Origin of the sequence: Psychrobacter sp. GW64-MNA-CIBAN-0177 (genome assembly GCF_040309585.1) — a bacterium.
Taxonomy (GTDB): Bacteria; Pseudomonadota; Gammaproteobacteria; order Pseudomonadales; family Moraxellaceae; genus Psychrobacter; species Psychrobacter okhotskensis.
In genome coordinates this window covers 293,209-317,396 of the sequence record NZ_JBEOOY010000001.1, presented here as the reverse complement: position 1 = coordinate 317,396, position 24,188 = coordinate 293,209, and the positions used below count along the sequence as shown (strand labels likewise).

The window sequence follows — 24,188 nt, the reverse complement described above, 5'->3', positions numbered from 1 at the left end:
TATCAGCAATACCGTAGCGTTTTTAGAATATTTTGACTATATATTGTACAACGAGCTACCACAGTGGTTTTATAACTGAGGTTTATTATGACTAAGAGTTGTTATCATTGAGCTTCAGTGCAAACGACGCTCGTAGCACAACTATAGTCGGAGCACTTTTAAACCGCTACGGTGTTACCCGCCCTAGATGTACTTAGTGTACTATCTGCGGTCGGTCGCCTTGTAGCGATTTTAAAATTCCTTGACTATATAGTTATAGCGACAGCCAATCACGTGGCTTGAGATAAAAATCTGTCAGCTCAAACTCAGGCGTTCCTGCGGCAGGTTCAAAGCGGTAATGCCAGCTGGCCAGTGGCGGCATACTGACTAAGATAGATTCAATGCGTCCGTTGCTTTGTAGTCCAAATAGCGTGCCTCGATCATATACAAGGTTATATTCGACATAGCGGCCACGACGATAGAGCTGGAATTCACGCTGCGCTTCGATATAGGGCGTCTCTTTACGTGCCTCAAAAATGGGCAATATACCGTCAAGATAACCATTGCCGACTGCCTGCATAAAGTTAAAGCAGGTGTCAAAATCCCAGCCTCGACTCTCAGTATTAACATCATCATAAAACAGTCCGCCGATACCGCGCTGCTCATCACGATGACGCAAATGAAAATACTCATCGCACCATTGCTTAAAGTCAGGATAGACAGTATCGCCAAAGGGCGCACAGAGGTCATGACAGACTTGATGCCAATGGACACAGTCCGCTAGTACTGGATAAAAAGGTGTCAAATCAAAGCCACCGCCAAACCACCAAATGGGGTCTTCGCCCTCGGCTTCGGCGACGAACAAGCGCACATTGGCATGGCTAGTTGGGACATTGGGGTTTTTTGGGTGAACAACCAGTGACACACCCATCGCTTGAGCTTTACGACCTGCAATATCAGGGTGACGTGCGGTGGCAGAGGCGGGCAAGTTATGGACATGAATATGGCTAAACATGACCCCTGCTTTTTCAATCACCTCACCATCTGCCAGCACGCATGAGCGCCCACCGCCGCCTTCAGAGCGTTCCCAGTTATCAGGGACAAACGTCGCATTGCCGCCGCCATCGCGCTCTTGCGCTTCTAAGGCTTGACAGATACGCGCTTGTAAATCGACCAAAAATTCACGCACACGCATGATGTCATTTTTGGTTGGGGTCGTTGAATCTGCTGCTGACAGATTTGGAGAATTATCACTATTTGGAGTACTCATAAAAATATCTATTTATTCAGGTGTATGGCGGTATTGAAATCTTTGTCGAGTAGATGACCCATGCGATCACGCTTGGTGGCTAGATAGTCTGCATTCATGTCGTTGACGCCAACGACTAATGGTACGCGCTCCACGACGTTGATACCATGGCCAGTCAAGTAAGCGACCTTGTCTGGGTTGTTGGTAATGAGTCTCACCGCATCAACGCCCACATGGGCGAGCATCGGGCTGCACATATCATAAACGCGCGCGTCAGCAGGCAAGCCTAACATCAGATTGGCATCTAGGGTATCATGCCCTTGATCTTGCAGGGCATAGGCACGAATCTTGTTGGTCAGCCCAATGCCGCGACCCTCTTGGCGCAGGTATAAAATAGCGCCGCACCCAGTCTCTTGTATCGCTTGCATCGCGGTATTGAGCTGAGGGCCACAGTCGCATTTTAGTGAGCTAAAAGCATCGCCTGTCAAGCATTCAGAGTGGATGCGCACTAAGGGAATAGGTCGTTCTGCTAGCGCGTCATCCTTTTGCTGCAAGCCCGCGGCCTCTGTCTGTTGATTGACCACAGAAAGACCGACGGTCAGCATCACATGCTCTTGTCCATCATCATTTTCAAAGATATGAATATCAAACTCGCCGTGACGAGTCGGTAATGTGGCACTGGTGATAAATTGATATGACATTAATGTCCTACATGAGCCGATCATCGAGGCGGTAGCGGATTCTGACATAGCCATATTATTATGGTTAAGGTGTTATCAGTATAACCGGTTCGTGAAGGCAGTGTGTTTATTGTGCTTATTATAAAAACACACAAAGTTCACAGACGACGCACGATGATTAAAGCGACAATTAAAAAAAAATGCTATTATGCCATACTATTTTAACGGATACAGTGACAAGTCTTTGCCCTTACATTACTATGTCGTCACTAACGGCTGATATTGATGCCAGGCAATAAGGCATAATAGCAACGGTTGATGTCACAGCGTTAAGACTATCGTCGTCTATTATGGCGGCGTATTTATTGCTATGCGTGATTATATAGTTGCTAGCAGTAATTTTATAGTTAACGATATCAATATAGTCAATGACATCCATAATGGTGTCGTGATTATTACTATTATTAACGTCACTCAGTTATTTATAGTCATAGTAATATTTTAAATAGACCCTTGTCAGCAGATTGGTAGGTATCGTACGGTTTATGCAGCAGTCACCTCATTCCCCACAGTCTCAGTCAGTATCCGCGTCAGCCATTGAGTCTGCTGCTAAGCTATCCAGTCTGCAACAGACGTATGCAGTGATTCCGCGTGCGCGTCCCCAAACGCCGCTACTTGATGCGATCAATACGCCTACTGACCTAAAAGCACTCACTACCGCGCAGCTGATAACCTTGGCTGATGAACTGCGGCTTTTTTTGCTGTATTCAGCCGGTCAGAGTGGTGGACATTTTGGTGCCAATTTAGGGGTGGTTGAGCTGACGATTGCGCTGCATTATCTCTTAGATGCGCCGCAAGATCAGATTGTTTGGGACGTCGGTCACCAAGCCTATGCGCACAAAGTTCTGACAGGTCGCCGCGATAAGCTCGGAACGATTCGCTCCAAAGACGGTTTGACGGCTTTCCCTGAGCGTGCTGAGTCGACTTACGATACCTTTGGTGTTGGGCATTCATCGACCTCTATCTCAGCTGGTCTTGGCATGAGTCTAGCGCTGCGTTACCAAGGTCGCGCGCAAACCGTGGCTTGTATTATTGGTGATGGTGCTATGACCGGCGGCATGGCGTTTGAAGCCATGAATGACGCCGTACAACAAGATGCCGATCTGCTCGTTATTTTAAATGACAACGACATGTCGATATCCTGCTCTATCGGTGGCTTTTCCCGGCATTTAGCGATGTTGTGGGAGTCAGGCTATCAAGTTGATATCTCTGATACTGGCGAGCCTGTGCTGTGTCATCGCCCTGATATGCAGGCCTTTGACCGCCGCAAACGCCATAAAGAGATGCGCGATGTACCGCAGTTAGAAGACAACTTATTCAAAGCGATTGGCTTTACCTATTTTGGCCCCTTTGATGGTCATAATATCCCTGAGCTGTTACGAGTATTGTCGCTTGCCAAGCAAGTAACAGGTCCGGTCTTAGTCCATATTTATACCACTAAAGGTAAGGGCTTTGCGCCAGCAGAATTAGATCCAGTCGGCTACCATGCTATCAGTAAATTGCCTGATGAAGTGAAACCTACAGAACATAAAACTGCAGCAATCCATACTCAAAAAGCTGATATTCCAGAAACTAACCGTCCAAAAACTAGGCCTGCCTTAAAGTACTCACAAGTATTTGGTCAGTTTCTATGTGACAAAGCAGCGGCAGACGATAAGTTGCTGGCAATTACTCCAGCAATGGAAGAAGGCTCGGGGATGATCGACTTTGCTCGTCATTTCCCCGAGCGCTTTTTCGATGTCGCTATCGCTGAGCAACACGCGGTGACGCTTGCTGCTGGTATGGCGACTCAGGGCGTTAAACCTATTGTCGCGATTTATTCGACGTTCTTGCAGCGTGGTTACGATCAGCTCATTCATGATGTCGCTTTGCAAGACCTCGACGTGACGTTTGCTATCGATCGCGCTGGTCTGGTTGGTGAAGATGGGGCTACTCATGCTGGCGTGTTTGATTTTGCCTTTTTACGCTGCGTGCCCAATATGTTGATTGCGGCGCCAAAAGATGAGAATGAATGCTACCATTTGCTCAATACCTGTTATGAGTACCAAGGCTGTACAGCCGTACGCTATCCACGCGGCGTCGGTACTGGAGCTGTTATTACTCAGCCAGCGCAAACTTATAACATCGGCAAGGCAGTGGTAGAGTCAGTATTAGGTAACAACAGTGCCCCTAAAAAACTGGCGTTATTGGCATTTGGCACGATGGTTGCGACGGCTCAGCAAGCGGCAGAACGTCTGATTAATGATAATATAGAATCAGACTGTCAGATACAGCTCGTCAATATGCGCTGGGTAAAACCGTTAGATACTAAATTGCTCGAAACCTTAATTGAGCAAGGTATTACCCATATTGCCACCCTAGAAGAGCATATGATAATGGGCGGCGCGGGTAGTGCGGTCAATGAGTATTTGCTGAACGAATCTGCTGCTTTTAAAGCCAATCGTCCAGCTGTCTCTAATATTGGCATCTCTGATCGCTTTATCGCCCACGGCTCCCAAGTCGAGCAATGGACTGACTGTGGTTTGGACGTTGATGGTGTGGTCAGTCAACTACAAACGTTATTGTCGTAACTTTATACCGTGGAAATGCATTTATAAAAAGCTTTAATAGTTATGGTTTTAATTATAAAGATCGAAAAAAGATAATCATATAACCAACAGATATAACGCCTGCTTAGCCGTGGGTGCTGACTTTTTTACAACTTGCGCAGTTTGTGACGACCATTAAAATAGTGGTTGGCTTAGTGAACGTGAAGGTTTTTTCGTTTCTATCGAACAATTTTAGTATAATGCGGTTATTGTTTTTAAAGGCTAGATTTTTTAAAAACAACGTTTTTTAATCGCATAGCAATAGTGTGATGCGGCGGCTGATTGGCATGTTGTGAGCACAGATTTAGTATTATTTTTGACAGTTATTCATCAAGTAAATGTTTTATTCATTCATCAAGCAAATAGGTTATTTATGGAACCCATGGTCGTCATCGCAGCGCGTACTGCTGAAAAAGTTGGTAAAGAGATTTTATATGCGCATCAAAACCGCCACAAAATTGAATTAGATATCGAGTCGAAAGGGCTTGATGGATTGGTCACGCGTATTGATCGCTTTAGCGAAGAGCTGACCATTGAAACCCTAAAAGCCAGCTATCCAAATCACTCGTACCTGGGTGAAGAGTTTGGTATGCAAGAAGGTCGCGGCGAAGATGCTGACTGGTGCTGGATTATCGATCCGCTAGATGGCACCAAAAACTTCGTTCATGGCGTGCCGCAGTTTTGTGTGTCTATCGCGGTACAGCATAAAGGCGTGACTCAACATGGCGTTGTCTATGATCCTGTCCGTGATGAGATGTTCTCTGCTAGCCGTGGTAAAGGCGCACGCTTGAACAATCGCCGTATGCAAGTGAGCGAGCGCAAAACGATTGATGGTGGTTTATTTACTACTGGTCATCCGCTTGAGCGCAAACGCAATGGTGAAGTTGTCTCTTATGCCAAAGAGCATTTTGAAAGCCTGCTAAAAATCTCTGAGTCTGGTGGCCAGATTCGCCGTTTAGGCTCTGCTGCGCTTGATTTGTGTTATGTAGCGGCTGGTCGTTTTGATGGCTACTTTGAGATGTCTATCAAGCCTTGGGATATTGCGGCCGGTGAGCTTATCGTGACCGAAGCACGTGGTGTGGTCGTCGATCATACAGGCGCTCACAACTCGATGACCTCAGGCTCTATCTTTGCTTGTAACATCAAATTATTAAAGCCGTTGATGCAGGTGGTTGTCCCAACATGGGGCGACGCAGTCTAGTCAGTTAACGACGAGCTAGTGATGGTATGAGATTGCTCAAATGATGAGTAATTAATACTGTTTTGCTAGTGCATGTTCTAGGGCTAGTCTTCGAGTTTTTAACATAAAAAAAGCTGGCATTATAATGGTGCCAGCTTTTTTATTGCGTCATGTTTTACTGCTTAAACGTTTTACTACTTAAACGCTTTATTCACTGGCCGCTACAGTCTTGGCGTCACTAATACCTTCTAATAAACTCAGCTCATCTTCGAGCAACCCTAGCATATCTTGCAGATGCGGTAGCAGCTTACTACAAGCGGTAATACAAAATTCAATTTTATCTTGATAGCTAGAAAGCGTGATATTCAGCGCTTGACCATCGACGATGATTGAGGCTGGATATAGCGCTTTTAGCGGTGCACCATTCCAATATAGCGGCTTTTTGGAGCCCGGCACATTAGAGATAATAAGGTTAAATGCCTGCTTCCTTGGGAATAAACCTGTCAACACATTGATGCCTTCCCATGCATAAGCAATGGCGCTGTAGTTGATAACTTGCGCTTTATTCATCCGTCTAAAACGACGTTTACCACTATTCACACTCTTATAAATCAATTGTAAACGCTTGGCTGGGTCGTCTAAGTGCGTGCCCAAATTGGCCATCAAAAATGAGATTTGATTGCCTGAGGCGCTCTCATCACAGCGTAATGACATGGGCACAAAGGCAATTAACGGCTTGGTCGGCAGGGCATTCATAGAGAGCAAGTAGCGACGTAATGCCCCCGAACAAACAGCGAGCACCACATCATTGACGTTAACCTCAAACGCATCAGCGATAGTACGAAAGCGCTGAATGTCATAAGATTGAGCGGCAATGCGCCGCGAGGCTGAGATACGCTGATTAAGAATACTCATTGGCGCATCAAAGGTGCCGACGTAATCTTCATCATCACCATGCTTAAAGTTGTCGAGCAGTTCGGTAAAGACGGGCTTGATGGTAGACAGTTGCTCTTTTAAGATACTGCGCACTGAGCGGTCAGCGGGTAATAACTTATCCACTGACTTACGATGACGCGCTATCAGCGACCATATGGGCAAACTGACAGGTTCAGTCGGCGATTGCGACAAGGACTTTTCGACCAGACGCATGGCAGCAACACCATCGACCAACGAATGATGGATTTTGAAATACAACGCAAAACGTTCAGGGCTACCCTCGGACTCAGGCAAGATACCTTCTATCACGTGACATTCCCACAATGGCATGGCGCGGTCTAGCAATCGGCTATGCTCTTTGGAGATGTACATCAACAGCTCACGGACACGTCCGGGGTTGGGCAGCGCCACATGGCGAAAGTGATGTTCGACATCGAATTGATCATCTTCCTTCCAAAACAGCAGTCTTTCGAGCACTTGGTTGAAGGGAAAGCTCGGTGGTACTGTGGCATTTTGCATTTGCTGCACCAGCTTGTAGACGAAGTCACCGTTCGCATTTTGTCCATCTTGTGGTAATTCAAATAAGAACAAGCCCCCCACGTGCATGGGCTGTTTACGCGACTCAAGAAGTAAGAACAACTGGTCAACAGCGGTGAGAAGTCGCATAATAAATCCTTTTATGGCGATAAGTTATCAGTAAAAATTATAGAGTCTACCCACTATAAAGCTGCTACAGCGTTAATCAAGTGCAAACCATACGAGGGTATCGCTTGCACTTGGTTTTTTTATATCGACCTTTACTGTGGGCTGACCGTCATTAATAAGTGGCTATTTGGCTGACGACTAAAACAATGCTTTTAAAGTATCATAGCTCCAGTGTCATCGCACCGAGTAGCATTACATTACATTGCCTCTATCTTATTATTTTATAACTGGCTTTTCATCAAAAATATATATTAAAAAGTGATGACAGCCAGTCAATAGCTACTGGAAAAAATAGCCCGTTTGTGGCGAGCTGGCAGTCGCCATTTTGCGCATCGGCATACGACCAGCTAAGAAAGCCTGACGTCCTGCCCAGACAGCATGTTTCATCGCATGAGCCATCATCACGGGGTCTTTGGCATTGGCAATCGCTGAGTTCATCAATACGCCATCGCAGCCCAGCTCCATGGCAATCGCGGCATCAGAAGCCGTACCGACACCAGCATCAACTAGCACTGGCACTTTGGCATTTTCAACAATGAGGCTAAGGGTGTGGCGATTGAGCAAACCAAGACCTGAGCCAATCAAGCTACCAAGCGGCATGATTGCCACGCAGCCCATGCTTTCAAGCTCTTGTGCAACAATTGGATCGTCTGAGGTATATACCATGACCTCAAAACCATCATCAATCAGTACTTTTGCTGCTTTTAAGGTTTCCATGATATTGGGATAAAGGGTTTTTTCATCACCCAAGACTTCCAGCTTAACCAGATTATGTCCACCCAATAATTCGCGAGCCAGCTTGCAAGTCCGTACCGCAGTTTCGGCGTCAAAACAGCCGGCAGTATTGGGCAAAATAGTGTATTTATCAGGGGAGATTACATCAAGCAAATTGGGCTCATCGCTATTCTGACCGATATTGGTGCGACGAATGGCGACCGTGACAATTTCTGCTTCTGAGGCGCCAATGGCAGCCCCTGTCTCGGTCATGTCTTTATATTTGCCAGTACCGACCAACAGCCGCGACGAAAACGTACGGCTACCGACAGTGAAGGTGTCTTGGGAAAGTGGTATAGGGTTGGTAGTAGTGGGAGCCTGTGACATAACTGAAAATCCTAATAGCGAGCGTGCAAGGTTGACAGAAAAATTAACGTTAATGATATGAGCGTTAAAGAAGCGAGCGTTAATCACTAGTTATTGATTAGCCGTTAACTCATCGCTGGTAATTACTGACTACTGGTAATTACTAACTAACTGACTAATAGTAACGCATTGTCAGCAAAATAAGAAATCACATGATAGTCTTATTGAGTATAAAGTGGTCAGCAAATACGCCAGCCACATAAAATGCTACTCGCCCAAAACAAAATGCTATTATAACAAACTCATGCGCGCTTACTTGCAGTCTTTTTGGGTTTAGTCAATGAAGTGCGCCATGCCTTTTTGAGGCATGAAAAGGCTTTTATTTCTGCCGTTATATCTATTTATCAGGTCGTCTATATGATGCAACTGCCGTACAGTTTTGCCAAACGCCATCAACTCTTGGCCATTCTTGCTATTGATCCTGAGCTGCCAGCGACTTTAGTGCTGACCAAAGCCACGCCGTTATCAGCGATTAATGAGGCGGTGCGCTTTTTACAGCAGCAAGGCATACGCGGTGTGCCGACTTACGAGAGCATCAGTGCCGATGACTTTGAAAGACGTATGAACGCCGCTTATGCAGGCAATACGGGCGAATCACAGCACATCGCCGCTGGGCTTGAAGATCATCCCGATCTCGATAGTTTAGCAGATAGCGTGCCTGAGACTGAAGACTTGATGGATCAGCAAGACGATGCGCCAATTATTCGACTGATTAATGCGCTGTTGTCCGAAGCGATTCGCCTTAGCGCTTCAGATATCCATATTGAAACCTTTGAAAAACGTCTGGTCGTGCGCTTTCGCGTCGATGGCGAGTTAAAAGAAATTATTACCCCAAAACGCCAGTTGGCACCATTATTGGTCTCACGTATTAAAGTCATGGCCAAGCTTGATATCGCGGAGAAGCGCGTACCGCAAGATGGGCGTATCAGCTTGCGCTTAGCAGGGCGAGAAGTAGATGTGCGGGTATCGACCTTACCATCGAGCTTTGGTGAGCGCGTGGTCATGCGTTTATTAGACAAGCAAGCGGGTCGCCTCAACATGACCTATTTGGGACTGTCTGATAACGACTACACCGAGCTAAAGCGTTTGATTCATCGTCCGCATGGCATTATTCTGGTGACAGGACCGACAGGTTCGGGTAAAACCACCACGCTATACTCAGCATTGACGGATCTCAATGACCAAACTCGTAATATCTTGACCGCCGAAGATCCGATTGAGTTTCAGCTCGATGGTATTGGGCAGACGCAAGTCAATAATAAGGTCGATATGACCTTTGCCAAGAGTTTGCGCGCGATGTTGCGTCAGGATCCAGACGTGGTGATGGTCGGTGAGATTCGCGATTTAGAGACCGCTGAGATTGCGGTACAAGCGTCGTTAACAGGACATTTGGTATTATCAACCTTGCACACCAATACTGCCATCGGTGCGGTGACGCGCTTGCAAGATATGGGTGTAGAGCCATTTTTATTATCCTCATCGCTCATCGGTGTGGTCGCCCAGCGTTTGGTACGTACGCTATGCACGCATTGCCATACGTGGCAGCCTGCTGATAGCGAACAAGCCAAATTATTTACTGAAATTGGTATAGGGTTACATGCTGAAAGTTTAATAGCACAGACGATTAACTTACCCAAACCCGTTGGCTGTGATAAATGTAATAATTCAGGCTTTAAAGGGCGTACCGCGATATATGAAGTCGTTCCCGTTGATGATACTTTGCGGCGGATGATTCATAGCAATACAGCGGAGTACGAGCTAGAAGAATATGCGCGCCAACAGACACCATCGATACGTGCTGATGGGTTGCGTAAAGTCATCGCAGGAAGGACAACATTGGAAGAAGTATTGCGAGTGACCAAAGAGAGCGCACTCACTGATGATATGATTGTATAAAGCGTGATTGTATAAAGCAGAACGGTTATTGAGTCAACGTCAGGTCAATTGACTCAATAACCGTGTAACGAAAAAAGCCAGTTTGGCTTACTTTTAATAGCGCTACTATTTTGCAGCAGTGCATTCAACTTCAACGCTAGCACCCGCCGCTAACTCTGCAACACCAAAGGCGGAGCGTATAGGGTAGGGCTTAGCCAATTCAGCTTTATAGACTTTATTAAAATCATCAAAATCGTCCATGTCGGTCAGCATCGCCATACATTTGACGATGTCTGACTTTTGATAGCCGTATTTTAACAAGGTTTCATTGATATTATCTAAGGCTTGTTTGGTTTCGGCTTTGATACCGCCTTTGACCAATTTGCCATCTTTAAAACCGATTTGCCCAGACATGTATAAAGTGTCGTCGACGCGTACCGCTTCTGAAAATGGATAGTTGCCGCCATCACCCAAAAAGACAGGGCTAGATTTAGTCATGGTTGAGTTATTGGTTGCGGGTGCTGCATTGGCGCTAACGGCAAAGCCTAACGAGCAGGCAGCCACTAAGAGCGCCTTGGATAAATTGGCAGTAAGTTTATGAGTATATGTGGACATCGCTGTCTCCTTATTATAATACCAAACCTAAAAATTATGATTAGCCTTGTTAAACGCGTTTAGTCTACGGTAAGTAGTACTTTCAGCCGTTTTACTCGCTACTTTCATTTTTGTGTGTGAATGGTATAAGTTTATGGATTAAAAGTGCGCTATAAAAAAAGTCGTTAATAGCGCAGTCATTGTTATGTCTGTTATTACGTTATCATTTGCTTTCGATTTTATCATCATTTTCGGTTGTAACACCGTCTGTTGCAGCAGTCTCAGTCTCGAATTTGGACTTATTATTTTGTCCTTGACGGCGTGCTTCTAACTCTGATTTTGGCACCCAAGCCCAGAGCATTTCAACGACGATAGGGTCACGCTCACTATCAGACTCGCGGTCATGAATCACGCAAGGAATAACCATTTCACCTTTTGGCGTGTTCAAAATGTCCAAGCGTTGCTCATCAGACAAGGTCGCCACTGCAGCCACTTGACCTTTTTTGATTGGGCGATAGAAATTCACCGAATACGATTTAATCAATAATACGCGGTCAGAAGGTAGGTTTAGACCTAAAATAAAGCCAGTCGCGGTTTCAGCCAGTAGGGTAATGGCAACGGCGTGGATAGAGCCGATATGGTTTTGCACCGCTTTGCTATTATTTAAGCTGACCACGACTTGGTTGGGGTCGACCGTTTCATAATAGACGCCCGTTGTGCCGACATAAGGTACAACCTTGCCAAACGCTTTGGATAAAATAGTAGAGCGTGCACCAGCGGGTAAATACTTTGTCACTGATAAGAGTTTGGTAAATTGATTGTTCACAGGCTTTAGGGTGCTCTTGGGCTTTTCGACTGGCGATTTTGTGCTGTCAGATACGGTAGCTGGCAATTTATTGCTCAGCTTGCTAGGGAGTTTTTTTAATAATCCTGACATACAAAAATCCTTCTTTAGATGGGTTAAGTAAAATTTCTAGCATGATACATTGTTCATTATAGTTTCAAATATAGTGCATGTTATCGTAGCCGCTATGGCGACTATGGTACCTCAACCTAGATGTGGCTACTATTATTAGCATGAACTGCTGCGCTTATTAAATGGCAGTAACGTAACCATAGCATTAGCATTGATTGGGCGTTATGAGAGATCATAAGATATTTTTAGACGAAGTTATTTGCTAGATTAAGTGGCTAGCGATGTTGAGTGCAAAATAACCATGACTTGATAGTGGTATTTTAGCACGCGTTATTTATCATTTTTTATTTCCATTGTGATTGCCGGAAGAAGTTATGCCTGAGATGTCTATTCATGAGCCAACCAATATCATTTATACCGGCGTCGCTGGTACTGGTAAAACCTACCAATTGCTCCAAATTGCTCAGCAATATACCGACTATTTACCGAGAGCGAACGATGCTGATTTGCTGGCACAGCTATTACAAACGTTAAGCTGGCGTGATGTGGTATGTTTGATATTTTTAGATTTTCACTCTGAAAAACAAGATCTTATAAAAGTACCTGAGATTGTCAGTCATGAATTTTTCGTTGCCAAAGCTGCCCAAAATGCGCGTGAGAAGAACTTAAGTAATACAGCGTGGTCGGTGCTGCAAATGCACAGTCCTAGCAGCTCAAAAACCGTGACGTATAAAAACCGTGCTAGCCAAGCTTACTTTGATAAAGACCATAGCGGCGCTTGGTACTTGCTACCCGAAAGTATGGATTTATTAAGCAACTTAGCGCAGCAATTGGCAGAGTTTCAGCAAGCGCAGCGTGACAATACCGCAAGCCAGCATCAAGCTTTTAGCGAGCAGCGTTTTAGTATGGTCAGCTTTCACCAAGCCTACGGTTATGAAGAGTTTGTCGAAGGTATTCGACCTGTCATGGCAGCCTCTGGTCATAACGGTCACCATTTAAGTAAGAACCATGAGACGGGCAATAGCCAAGCGCAGATTAGTGATCATGTGGATGACGAGATAAATCATCAAACGAATGACGTGCGACCCAATCCATTATTTAACGGTCATAATGCCTTTTTAGGACAATCGATTAACACTGGTAGCTATCGGATTAATGCTGATCTTATCGAAAGAACAGGCGAGTTCGCCACTCTATCCGTCTACCAGCGTTTATATTGATAAGGTTGCTAGCGAGTGACGAGTAGAGTAATACAGTCTGAGAGTAAAGCGATAGGTAGCAACGCTAACAGTATCGATATTGCTAATAGCGCCAGAATAAAAGCGCTCGATGCTAATATTATGACGGTATTTGAGCATCAACGCTTAATGGCGCACGATTTCTTGCAAGCGTCTGACTTTCATTGGTTGATGGCGCAAGAGTTTGCTGTATTTACTATTAAACGCAAACAGGGGCAATGGCAACTCAAGGTCGGGCATTATATCGGTATCGTATTGTTACCGAGCGGTATGACGCTTGAGATATTACCCAAATTAATTGCCTCAGCATCTACCAGTCGCCCGCAGCAGCAGTCCTTTGAGCCCCATCAAAACAGCGATAGCGATATTGGACAAATCCGTCAATGGGTACAAAACATGCTGTCTGATTTGATCAATAGCAGTAATCAACGTAACGGTAAATCAGCCAATACAAAAAGCTTGGGTCAATTTAACTCGCAGGTAACACCGCTGCCGTTAGCTGCACCATCGCTATCAGATTGGCTCGCTCGCCAGTTTTTACAGCGCTTGGCGCATTATCAACCGACCCAGCATTACCAAGCTCAGGTGGATAATCAGGCAACGCTACAAGGTCGGCTACTTATCAAAGAGCAACTGCGCCGCAATAGTGTACAACCGCATAAGTTTGTCTGTGAGCGCAGCGTGCTCAGTCAAGACATGCTGAGCAATCGTTTGATTAAAAGCGCGCTGGTATGGCTGGCACCGCTCCTGCAAACAGCCATGCCACCCAAGTCCATACAGCTCTGGCAACAAGTGCGGGCGCTTAATTACCATGAGCGGCAGCGCCTAGAGTCGGTATATCAGCAAGCAAAGCGCCAGCTAGCACTACAACCGTTGAGTCAGCTACAAGCACAGGCCGCGCAGCAATTGTTAGAGTTGGCTTACTGGCTATTGCAGCGCTCAGATATACAAACCGGCAACGGTATCGCTGCCAGCCTATCCTCTCAACCTCTATCGCGACCACGCTTGTGTCTATTGATGGATATGAATCAAGCTTTTGAGCAATGGGCAAGCCTACGTATCGCCTCGATGTTTGAGCAACTAAATAAAAATTATCAGGCACTGCATCAAGCACAAAGCGTGTGGCTAAATGATGCAGAAGGACAGACGTGCCTGTCTATCCGTCCGGATTTACTTATTTATCAGACCCCAAATGATGATATTCGTGAGGAGAAAAATGCTAGAAAACATCCCTATGACGATAACCAGAGCATGGCTAGCGCAAAAGAGACGCGTAACTACAGCCATGTAATCGATATAAAGTGGAAGCATCTGAGCCATTCAGGTGCGCTCAGTGCCAGCGATGCCTATCAGTTGACCAGCTATGCGCAAGCGTATCAAGCAGGGCAGGTGTGGTTGGTCTATCCTGTACAAGGTAACGTCAGACAACCTGTAGCGCTCAGACAACAGATTCATGGAAGTGGTAACGCCGATAGTCATAACTCAGCTTCTGCAAAGCTGTGGCTTATGCCTTTTGATGTGCTGAGTGGCACGCTGAATGGTGAACTACCACAAGAGTTATAGACGCTGTAATTACTTCGGTTCATAAGCAAACATTCCCACCGAAAAATGGCTCTCCAAGATAATTTTAATATAATTTGGCTAATTTATAAAATATTCGAAAATAGGTGTTGACACACTCGTCTTTTCCCCTTAATATGTGCACCTCGATAGCGAGGAACATTAAGCAGTTAGCGGCATTGCCAATAACCAATTAATCAACTTAACTATCGTGATAATAGAAAATTTCGGAGTGTGGCGCAGTTTGGTAGCGCATCTGGTTTGGGACCAGAGGGTCGTAGGTTCGAATCCTATCACTCCGACCATCTATTTTAAGAGCCTTACAGGCTTTTTTTTATGTATAATGATATTGTTTTGATGCTATAAGTTTTTGCTATTATAAACAGATCAAGATGTATAAAAGTCCTCTAAGAGCGCCTGTAGCTCAGCTGGATAGAGCATCTCCCTTCTAAGGAGGTGGCCGCAGGTTCGAATCCTGCCAGGCGCACCATTTAGCCTGCAAATCTTGCCTTCCTTGGCAATAGTTATGGCGGTTGTAGCTCAGTTGGTAGAGCCCCGGGTTGTGATCTCGGTTGTCGTGGGTTCGAGTCCCATCAGTCGCCCCATTTTATTTAGTATAATTTTCTACATAACTTTTATACCCACTAATTGCCCTCGTTGGCATTTTTTTTCGTCTGCGTTTTTTATATTTGTGCTTTTTATATCTGAACTTCCTATCTCTGTACTTTCTACCTTTGCATTTTATTCCTTCTATCTCTTCAATTTTTTCCACTGCTCTGACTGTTTTTTGCCGGTTAGACAATCTTATTTTGTTCCTTGTTTTTTACGCACGCACTGTTGGCTTCTTTAGTTGCCAACGGACTTGTTAGGCGCTAAATTTCTTACCAGTGTTTTATGAGCGCTACAGTGAGTGAAAAATAATATCAAACCATTACGCACTGCTGATATCTATTTTCCTTGCTTGCTTGCTTACTTGCTGTGCCTGCGCAGACAAAGATTACAAAAAGTTGATATCAGCAATAGCGTCGCGTTTTTAGGATATTTTATGAGTACAGTTAGTTTTGATTAGGGCTTAACTTTTATTTAGTTATAACTCCCTACTGCTTTTAGGGTAAAGTACCAATTATTAAGTAAATATAAATCGTTAATTAAGAGTTTCGCATGATAATGTGGGGGTCATTACGAGGATTTAGCTCATTTAGAGTTATTTACAGTCATTAAGCGCTGTCAATGTTGCCAATATTAGCGTTCTTTACAGAGGCTATAAAAAATCGTATTGTTAAAAATTAGCGTTCGATATGTGTTTAGCGTACGTATAACTTTAATCGCAGTCCACAATAAGTGATTTTTCTTGTGTAATATCTCTTAGGTGGTTTATTTTGCAGGGTTAGGTTCAACTGCCATAGATTATTGAGGAAGTTATTGATGGACGCACTGAGTGTATTGCTACAAAATGTGCATTTGTTTGAGACAAAATACTATCGTTTAAATGGTGCTGGTAACTGGTCGTATTCGCTTACCAGAAAAGACACTATTCTGTTTTATTTGGTGATGTCAGGCAGCTTTTGTATCGATGTGGGCAACGGCTTACGAGAGGCACATGCTGGCGACATCATCATGGTTCCCAATGCCTATCAACACGTCAGTTATGCGCTGAATCATCATGGTGATGATGCCAAGCCATTGGATGAGCTGCTCACTAACTGCAAAGATAATACGCTTGATCTCACCAGCAATGGCGATGCGAAGTCGTCTTTGATACTGATTGAGTGCAAATACGACAAAGAGATGGTTCGTCCTTTATTATCGGTATTGCCACCGATATTGCCTGAGATTAATAATGACACCGATGGGCGATTTGAGGTTATTGATGTAGAGATTAAGCTGTTAACCTTAGAGTCTAAGCATGAGCGTATGGGCAAAACGGCGGTGATCAACCATTGGGCGAGTATTATGATGATTGAGTGTTTGCGCGTTTATATCGAAAGCATCCCCGAGGTCACAGACAATTGGCTAAAGGCGATGAAAGATCCGTTTTTGACCAAAGCGCTAGCAGCGATGCATGATGCACCGAGCAAAAACTGGACGATTTTGACGCTTGCGGAAGTCGCTGGGATGTCGCGATCCAGCTTTGCGCAGCGCTTTAAAGACACCATTGGTATGCCGCCATTGACCTATCTAATCGATTATCGCTTGCGGCTGGCAGCCCGTTATTTGCGCTTGCAGCAAAACAGTATTAGCCGTATCAGCGAGCTGGTCGGTTATGCGTCGGACTCGACCTTTAGCCAAGCTTTTAAGCGCGTCTATGGGGTATCGCCAAAAGCCTATCGTCAGCAGTACCAAAGACAGCTATTAGCTTAGGGCTTGACGGCGTCTTCAGTACCATAACAAAAATACCGTCGCAAAGCGTTAAGGTTAACGATTCAACCTTAACGCTTTTTTGTCTTATGCTTACTTGGTTATTTAGTATTTTTGTTCAACAACCAAATTTAAATGGCGTTATTTGATTAAGGCTATTTTGCTGCGGTACAGCTGACAATGTGTTTAGGTTCAGGTACTATGGAGTCATGAGTTGCCGAAGTGCGACCACTTGTTTTTAGCGCGTTATATTTTGCTGTCTGGCAGTGATATGTGGCGTGCCAAGCGATGTTTATTTTTGAAGCTGATGGTGTGTTATGACTGAACCGACCGCAAAACCAACGACAAAATCCAATAGCCAACAAGGCATCTCTACGTCTATCGAAAATAATAGCCGTATTAATAAAGACGATGTCGAAAACAATCAGCCTCTGTCAGAAGATAAGCCAAAAAACAGTGAAGAGACTTTGCCTGATAAAGCGGCGCTGCTTGCGTTATTTATCTTACCCGCTTCTGAAGAGATTAGAATCGGCGACATAGCAATTGAAAATCCAGAGACTGAAAGTATAAGGACTGGAAGCGCAGAGACCGAAAAAAAGGCTACTAGCGAAACCAGTATTGCTGCGCAACGTGTAGCACTCTATCGCGCCCAGCACGAACGCACACGATTACTCTATATGGCTTCTACCGCCACGCGTCCCACTTATCTAGTACAAACGCTAAAAGCACAATTCGCCGAATATCAACAATATCTGCTTGCCCAGCAGCTTGATAAGCGCGGTCTAATGGATACTGATGCCATTGAGCGCCTTTGGCAGCAGCTGCATGTGGTCGACGATATTATCGCGGATATCGTGCGTCATATGCCGGCTCAGCAGCCAGCGGGTTGGCAACTGACCACTCAGGATGGTCATAATCCGCTACGTCTCGCGACGGTTGGTAAGCTTAAACATGACAAGCCTATCTTAGATCAAGCCAGTCTCAATAGTTACGTTCTTGGTCACTTTGGGGTCAGTAGTTTTACCTATGATCGCAGTTATTATATTGGTCATGTGGTTGGCTATTTATTCAGTTGTTATTTTTGCGCCCACCTCTCTATTAGCTATAGCGTGACCGCCCTCGGTCCACAGGTTATTGCCGATTATGATTATGCCAGCCTTGAAACCCCGTATATGGTGCGGTTGTTACAAGGCTTGGACAGTTATTGTAAAAAACGTATTTATCAGTTGGCAGTCATCTGTGCGCGGCTCAGTGTTTTTGCCAGTGACAAACGTATCGAGAGAATGTTGATCGCTGAAGTGAATGATTTTGATAAAAAATTGCAGCAACAGCATCTCGATGTTTTATTATTGCAAGGGCTAATGCCTGATAGTAATGACTCGACGCCACTCTTTTAAGTTACTTTTCATCTAAGTAGTCCGTTATCTAAGTAATCCGTTATCGAAGCAAGCCAATATCTAAGAAATTTATTGTTCAAGCACTGATTCAACCCTTTTTTTGACTACCTTAGGATATCCGCTGCTATGCCCGCTTATCATTATAAAGCGCTCGACGACCACGGCGGTGTCCAAAAAGGCTTACTCGAAGGCGATTCTGCGCGGCAAGTACGCCAGCAGCTGCGTGATAAGCAGTGGACGCCCGTTGAAGTCAGTGCGGTCAATGACCGACAAAGCCAACATAAAAGCCGTTATAAAAAACCGTCGGCTTATGAGTTGGCATTGCTCACCCGTCAACTATCAGTATTACTCGCGGCTGGTATTCCTTTAGAGGAAACGCTGGCTGCTGTTGCTAAACAATCCCCAAAAACCCATATCAAATCCTTGATGCTCGCCGTGCGCTCACACGTGTTAGAGGGCCTAAGCCTCGCGCGTGCCTTGCAACAAGCGGCCAGTTTTCCACCGTTATATATTGCTACTATTGCAGCGGGGGAGAAGTCAGGCCATTTGGATTTGATCCTGAATCAGTTGGCTGATTACACCGAAAACCGCTTTGCGCTACAAAAGAAAATCCAAGGGGCGATGGTCTATCCGATTGTACTGATGGTGATGGCAGTTGGGGTCATCATGGGCTTGATGAGCTTCGTCGTGCCTAAAATTGTCAAAGTATTTGAGCAGTCAGAGCAGGCGCTACCGCTGATTACCCAAATTGTACTTAGCCTATCGAACCTCATTACCCAGTGGTGGTGGCTCATGCTGCTAGTATTATCAGGAACGGCTTTCTTATTTTATCGCTTTGCCCAGACGCAAGCAGGTAAGCTGACGATAGATAGTATCGTGCTAAGACTGCCGATATTGGCGCGGCTATCGAAGGGGCTTAATGCGGCGCGCTTTGCCAGTACCCTTGCGATATTGGTGCGCTCAGGCGTACCACTGATTGAGGCGCTGCATATTGGCGCAGCCGTTGCGACCAACTTAAATATTCAAAAAACTATTATCACTGCTGCCGATAGGGTGACAGAAGGCTCAAGCTTATCCAGTCAATTAGAAAAATCCTCATACTTTCCGCCGATGATGGTACAGATGATCAAAAGTGGCGAGAACTCAGGCGAGCTTGAAAATATGCTCAGCCGTGCAGCCAACATGCAAGAAGCGGAAGCCACCAACTTTATCAGTACCTTGCTGTCATTACTTGAGCCTTTGATGTTGGTTTTCATGGGCGTGATAGTGATGATTATTGTTATGGCAGTCATGCTACCGATTGTGAACATGAATGATTTAGCAGGTTAGCAATTATTGGCTACTTTTATAATATTTCTTTCCATCTCTTCACTTTAAGAATCTATACGCTTTCTTATTTTTATTGCTCCTTTCATTGTCTTGTTCATTGCCTTTTCTATTGTTCAAAGCCACTTGATTTTAACCATGCTTTTGCCATCGTGGCAATATTTCTATTTCACCTATCTTGCTAAACTCTGCGTTAGCTTTCTTAAGATTTACTTACTGTTGTATATTGTTGACTCGGCCTTATTTTTACTGTGGTAAAGCCAAGCAGTACGCTATAGTAAATTTTGAAAGATTATTGTATTTCTCAATCCCTCATGCCATTTAAGCTTTGCCTTCGTTTTTTACTTTAAATTAGTAGTCCCAATACCGACAATCTGATTGCAGCGCTGGATAAAAATAAAATCATAGTCTATAGTGAGAATCGTCTCAAGACTAAGCAATACGACTTGACGGCTATTTTACGGTTTATACTATCTTGATACTAAAAGCGATGATAAAAGCGATGACTATGATTGACAATATTCAAATAAAGACAATGCCACAACCTGCGAAAAGCCAAGCCAATAATTATTCAGATACAATTAATGATAAGACGCCATTGTCGGAGCAGCGCCGTCCGTCAAAGGCGTATCAGCAGTCAGGGTTCACCCTTATTGAAATCATGGTCGTCATTGTAATCTTGGCGATTTTGGCTGGTTTGGTGGTGCCAAAAGTGGTCGGGCAAAGTGATAAAGCCCGCGTTAAAACCACTGAGACCGCATTAGCGACCGTCTCAAATGCTTTGGATATGTATAAGGTGGATAACTCGCGCTATCCGACCACCGCGCAAGGTCTAGATGCTCTTACTACTCCGCCTGCCGATGCCAAAAACTATCCTGACGGTGGCTATATTAAAGGTGGCTATCCGACCGATGGTTGGGAAAACGAGATGCAATATGCCGCACCCGGTAACGAAGGTCGCCCTTATGACTTGTTTTCGTTAGGGGCAGACGGTCAGCAGGGCGGCGAAGGTCAAGATGCGGATATTTATGCCAAGCTATAGAATCATTTGACGCTATTAATGAGTGCTGCATATCAATCAATAAGGTGTTATTGGTTGATATTTTTTATTCATAGAGCAGATGCTTTGTTCTACAGTCAAAATATCCTAAAAACGCGACGGTATTGCTGATATCAATTTTTTGTAGGCTTTGTCTGCGCAGGCACAGCAAGCAATATTGATGTCAGCAGTGAGTGATGTATTGATATTACTTTTCACTCGATATAGGTGCGTCTCTACATTTAGCTTTAAGAGCATTAATCGTAGCGTTAGGTGTTTGGCATATAATGAGCACACTATTAGGGTTTGTTGAACATTCAAATGTGGCACTGGCAGTCCTAATATTTGAATGTTCAACAGACCCCAAACATCGACAGTTGTAATCAAAGGTAGCCACTCATGATCATTTTTAAGCCAGCCACTACAGTAGTAGCAAGCAAAGCCAGTGCAAAAAAGTCTTACTTATTGTCTTTTGTTTTAGCGGCTAGTACGCTATTCACGGGCCTAATGGCGACTTCAGTGACGGCGCAAGCGGCTAGTTTGAGTGATTTATTTGGCAATCAAAACAGTGCTGCGAAGTCGAAGTTTCTGCCAGTCGATCAGGCCTTTCAAGTCGTCAGTAGCGGCAAAGCAACCAGCAACGGTACGCGCCTATCGATCGCTTTTGAGATTACGCCCGGTCATTATGTCTATAAAGACAAGCTTACCTTGAATTTTCCTAAGGGCGTGAGCGCGACACCATTTACCTTTAGTCAATCGCCCGTCTCAATTGATGATCCTACTTTTGGTAAGGTACCTGTATTTACCCAAAAAAACGTAGTGGCGACTACTACGTTGACCACTAATAACGGTAAAGGTGCCAAGAATGTACCAGTGATTATTGGTTGGCAAGGCTGCGCTAAAGCTGGCTTGTGCTATCCACCAGAAAAAATTAAAACCACGGTTAATATCGCTACGCCACGTAAATAGCATTTAACGCTAGGGCGTGTCGTCAATTAGTCTATGTGTTCATTGATGATGCGCCTTAGTTGAGTAGTTAAGCCGCTTACTCAAAAAGCCAGTCTGCCCCAACATTCGCTATAAAAAGGTAGTTCTTAATGTCTAAAAAGACGTCAACAACAGAATCATCATCAACGTCTGCCGCCAAAACGTCTGCTGCCAAAAACCATCTATTGGCATTTGCTATCGCTAGTGGCTCGCTGCTTGCTAGTATGACAGCGACCTCGATGACGGTACAAGCGGCTGGGCTTAGCGACCTTTTTAGTAGCGATAAAAGTGCTGCCCAGTCGAAGTTTTTGCCGGTTGATCAAGCCTTTCAAGTCACTAGCAGCAGTAAAGGCACAACATCAGGCACGCGCTTAGCGATTAACTTTGATATTACGCCTGAGCATTATGTTTATAAAGATCAAATCAAGCTAACTTTACCGGCTGGCGTGAGTGCCGCACCATTTCAATTTAGCCAATCGCCGGTTGCAATTGACGATCCTACCTATGGCAAAGTAGCTGTCTTTGACCAAGCCAATATGGTCGCGACGACGATATTAACCAGCAGTAATGGTCAGAGTGTCAGTGACGCCGCTGTGACGATTGGCTGGCAGGGCTGTGCTAAAGCCGGTCTATGTTATCCGCCTGAAAAGATTAAAACGACCGTTAATATTGTGGCCTTACAACAGTCCGCTGCCGGTACTGCTAAGAACGCTAACAATCAAGCCAGCCAAAATAATAGCAAGGCTGCCATTGCAACCACATTGCCCGTAACAGCTCAGGCAAATAAGGCGAATGCTGTACCCTCTGAAGCCGAGCGGTCGCTGGTAGATGACGAGGTTATTGACTATGCCTTGATGGATGAAGGTACTTTAGACAGCGAAATCACAGCTAGTAACACCCTCTCTGGCGCGGATACCAGCATCGTAGGCGGGATAGCCAGCAATAATGGAGCGCTCGATAATAACAATAACAATGTCACTAATATTGACAGCAAAAACGTGGTTGCCAATAGCTTAGAAGAAAGCGACCCCTTTGGTTTGTCGACCCATCCTTGGTTGGCATTAGGCTTGTTATTTTTAGCAGGTTTGGGCTTAGCATTGACGCCTTGCGTATTACCAATGCTGCCCATTGTTGCTAACATCGTCGCTCGGCAAAAAAATCCAACGGTCAAAAAAGGCGTAATCTTAACCACAAGCTATGCGATAGGCGTGTCTATTGCTTACGGTATTTTGGGCGCAGTGATTGCCGTCTTTGGCGAGTCACTAGGTATCATCGGCTGGCTACAAAACCCTATTATCTTAATCAGCTTCGCGATTGTATTTGTCCTGCTGGCGCTATATATGCTCGGCGTTTTTACGATTCGTTTACCGCGCACCATTACCAGTAAGATGCAAGGCTTGAGCCAAGCCGGTGATAGTAAGTTGGGCAGTACGGGCGGCAGCTTGGTGGCTGGTTTCTTATCAGCCTTGGTGGTATCGCCTTGCGTGTCTGCACCGTTATTTGGGGCGTTACTAGCGGTCTCGACCATCGGTAGCCCACTGTTAGGGTTCGCTGCGTTATTTATGCTGGGCTTTGGTCTGTCGGCACCGCTTATCTTAATTGGCGCGACGCAGGGCAAAATCATGCCAAAAGCTGGTGAGTGGATGAATTGGGTTAAGCTAGGTTTTGCCTTATTATTATTCGCTGTGGCGCTATTATTGATTGAGCGCGTCTTCATCTCACCAGTGATGCTACTGGTTTGGGCGTTATGGTTTATGGTCGTGGCGACATGGGCGTGGAGCTGGATGGGTAAGGGTCGTATGCTGACCCAAGCATTGGCTTTGATTGCGGGTATTTGGGCGACGACGCTGGTTATCGGGGCAGCATTGGGTAACGATGATAGCCTGCATCCATTGGCTTCAGTAGCCTCACCCATGATGGGGCAAACGACAAGTCAGACGACAGGAGTGAATAACGCCAGTCGTAATGCTAATGATGTACGCATTACTACCCTTGCAGAGCTAGATGTAATTACTGCGGCTAATCCCAAAGTCATTGTCGATGTGACCGCCGAATGGTGTATTGAGTGCCGCATTATGGATAAAAACCTATTCCACAATCGTCCTATGCAAATGCAAGATTGGCAATTGGTGCGCTTAGATATCACAGAAACTACGGATGATTCAAAAGCTATCTTGGCGCGTTATCAATTGTTTGGTCCGCCGACGCTGTTGTATTATCAAAACGGTCAATTGGTAAATAAGCAAGTCGGTGAAATCGGTCGCCAAGAGTTTGAGCAAACCTTAACAGAGTTGAATAATACCAACTCACTCTAACGCCCTAGTCAAAATATCCTAAAAACGCGACGGGGCTGCTGATATCCATCTTTTGTCGCCTCTGTC

General features: G+C 45.1%; 17 protein-coding genes and 3 tRNA genes. 14 read left to right on the top strand and 6 right to left on the bottom strand.

Features of this window, described 5'->3' with window-relative positions:
• Positions 1–253: 253 nt before the first annotated feature.
• Both hemF and ribA read right to left on the bottom strand, forming a co-directional pair.
• Positions 254–1,249: an oxygen-dependent coproporphyrinogen oxidase gene (gene hemF, locus AAEY79_RS01235; protein ID WP_025651755.1), complete on the bottom strand. Its 996-nt coding sequence runs from the start codon at positions 1,247–1,249 to the stop codon at positions 254–256.
• Between the two features lie 8 nt (positions 1,250–1,257).
• Entirely contained in the window at positions 1,258–1,929 is a 672-nt protein-coding gene (gene ribA / locus AAEY79_RS01230; RefSeq protein ID WP_201582442.1) for a GTP cyclohydrolase II, read from the bottom strand.
• Between the two features lie 524 nt (positions 1,930–2,453).
• Between ribA and dxs the strand changes: the two genes are divergently transcribed.
• Both dxs and AAEY79_RS01220 read left to right on the top strand, forming a co-directional pair.
• Complete coding sequence (dxs, locus tag AAEY79_RS01225) at positions 2,454–4,538, top strand: 1-deoxy-D-xylulose-5-phosphate synthase (protein ID WP_227692907.1); 2,085 nt, start codon at positions 2,454–2,456, stop codon at positions 4,536–4,538.
• A 391-nt stretch (positions 4,539–4,929) separates the two neighbouring features.
• The gene (locus AAEY79_RS01220; protein ID WP_025651750.1) at positions 4,930–5,757 is read left to right on the top strand and encodes an inositol monophosphatase family protein; all 828 of its coding nucleotides are present in this window, start codon (positions 4,930–4,932) and stop codon (positions 5,755–5,757) included.
• 186 nt (positions 5,758–5,943) lie between these two features.
• Here AAEY79_RS01220 and AAEY79_RS01215 read toward each other — a convergent pair whose 3' ends face one another.
• Entirely contained in the window at positions 5,944–7,338 is a 1,395-nt protein-coding gene (locus AAEY79_RS01215) for a wax ester/triacylglycerol synthase family O-acyltransferase (RefSeq protein WP_173239248.1), read from the bottom strand.
• Between the two features lie 318 nt (positions 7,339–7,656).
• Complete coding sequence (locus AAEY79_RS01210) at positions 7,657–8,478, bottom strand: thiazole synthase (protein ID WP_101210751.1); 822 nt, start codon at positions 8,476–8,478, stop codon at positions 7,657–7,659.
• Between the two features lie 396 nt (positions 8,479–8,874).
• On the opposite strand from AAEY79_RS01210, the gene gspE reads away from it, so the two are divergent.
• On the top strand, positions 8,875–10,413 hold the full coding sequence (gene gspE / locus AAEY79_RS01205; protein WP_037025520.1) for a type II secretion system ATPase GspE: 1,539 nt from the start codon (positions 8,875–8,877) through the stop codon (positions 10,411–10,413).
• 105 nt (positions 10,414–10,518) lie between these two features.
• Here the strand turns inward: gspE and AAEY79_RS01200 are convergent, their stop codons facing one another.
• On the bottom strand, positions 10,519–11,007 hold the full coding sequence (locus AAEY79_RS01200; RefSeq protein ID WP_025651746.1) for a RidA family protein: 489 nt from the start codon (positions 11,005–11,007) through the stop codon (positions 10,519–10,521).
• 202 nt (positions 11,008–11,209) lie between these two features.
• Positions 11,210–11,923: a DUF4442 domain-containing protein gene (locus AAEY79_RS01195; protein WP_025651745.1), complete on the bottom strand. Its 714-nt coding sequence runs from the start codon at positions 11,921–11,923 to the stop codon at positions 11,210–11,212.
• A gap of 353 nt (positions 11,924–12,276) precedes the next feature.
• Here AAEY79_RS01195 and AAEY79_RS01190 point away from each other — a divergent pair, with 353 nt between their 5' ends.
• From AAEY79_RS01190 to AAEY79_RS01140, 11 genes are all read left to right on the top strand, one after another.
• Positions 12,277–13,122, top strand: coding sequence for a hypothetical protein (locus AAEY79_RS01190; protein WP_352286903.1), 846 nt, complete (start codon positions 12,277–12,279; stop codon positions 13,120–13,122).
• Positions 13,123–13,137: 15 nt separating this feature from the next.
• The gene (locus AAEY79_RS01185; RefSeq protein WP_352286901.1) at positions 13,138–14,703 is read left to right on the top strand and encodes a 5-methylcytosine restriction system specificity protein McrC; all 1,566 of its coding nucleotides are present in this window, start codon (positions 13,138–13,140) and stop codon (positions 14,701–14,703) included.
• Between the two features lie 225 nt (positions 14,704–14,928).
• Positions 14,929–15,005: transfer RNA gene (locus tag AAEY79_RS01180), tRNA-Pro, on the top strand.
• Positions 15,006–15,113: 108 nt separating this feature from the next.
• Positions 15,114–15,190: transfer RNA gene (locus tag AAEY79_RS01175), tRNA-Arg, on the top strand.
• Between the two features lie 39 nt (positions 15,191–15,229).
• Positions 15,230–15,305, top strand: a tRNA-His gene (locus tag AAEY79_RS01170).
• A gap of 820 nt (positions 15,306–16,125) precedes the next feature.
• A complete protein-coding gene (locus AAEY79_RS01165) occupies positions 16,126–17,061 on the top strand; it encodes an AraC family transcriptional regulator (RefSeq protein WP_352286898.1) in 936 nt (311 codons plus the stop codon).
• Positions 17,062–17,375: 314 nt separating this feature from the next.
• Positions 17,376–18,455 carry a hypothetical protein gene (locus AAEY79_RS01160; protein WP_352286896.1) on the top strand — a complete coding sequence of 360 codons (1,080 nt, stop codon included), beginning with the start codon at positions 17,376–17,378 and terminating at the stop codon, positions 18,453–18,455.
• A 126-nt stretch (positions 18,456–18,581) separates the two neighbouring features.
• Positions 18,582–19,784, top strand: a complete 1,203-nt coding sequence (gspF, locus tag AAEY79_RS01155; RefSeq protein ID WP_201577316.1) for a type II secretion system inner membrane protein GspF — start codon at positions 18,582–18,584, stop codon at positions 19,782–19,784.
• Between the two features lie 499 nt (positions 19,785–20,283).
• On the top strand, positions 20,284–20,823 hold the full coding sequence (gene gspG, locus AAEY79_RS01150) for a type II secretion system major pseudopilin GspG (protein ID WP_350587793.1): 540 nt from the start codon (positions 20,284–20,286) through the stop codon (positions 20,821–20,823).
• Between the two features lie 396 nt (positions 20,824–21,219).
• A complete protein-coding gene (locus tag AAEY79_RS01145) occupies positions 21,220–21,789 on the top strand; it encodes a protein-disulfide reductase DsbD N-terminal domain-containing protein (RefSeq protein ID WP_025651738.1) in 570 nt (189 codons plus the stop codon).
• Between the two features lie 128 nt (positions 21,790–21,917).
• The gene (locus AAEY79_RS01140; protein ID WP_352286892.1) at positions 21,918–24,122 is read left to right on the top strand and encodes a protein-disulfide reductase DsbD domain-containing protein; all 2,205 of its coding nucleotides are present in this window, start codon (positions 21,918–21,920) and stop codon (positions 24,120–24,122) included.
• Positions 24,123–24,188 lie beyond the last annotated feature (66 nt).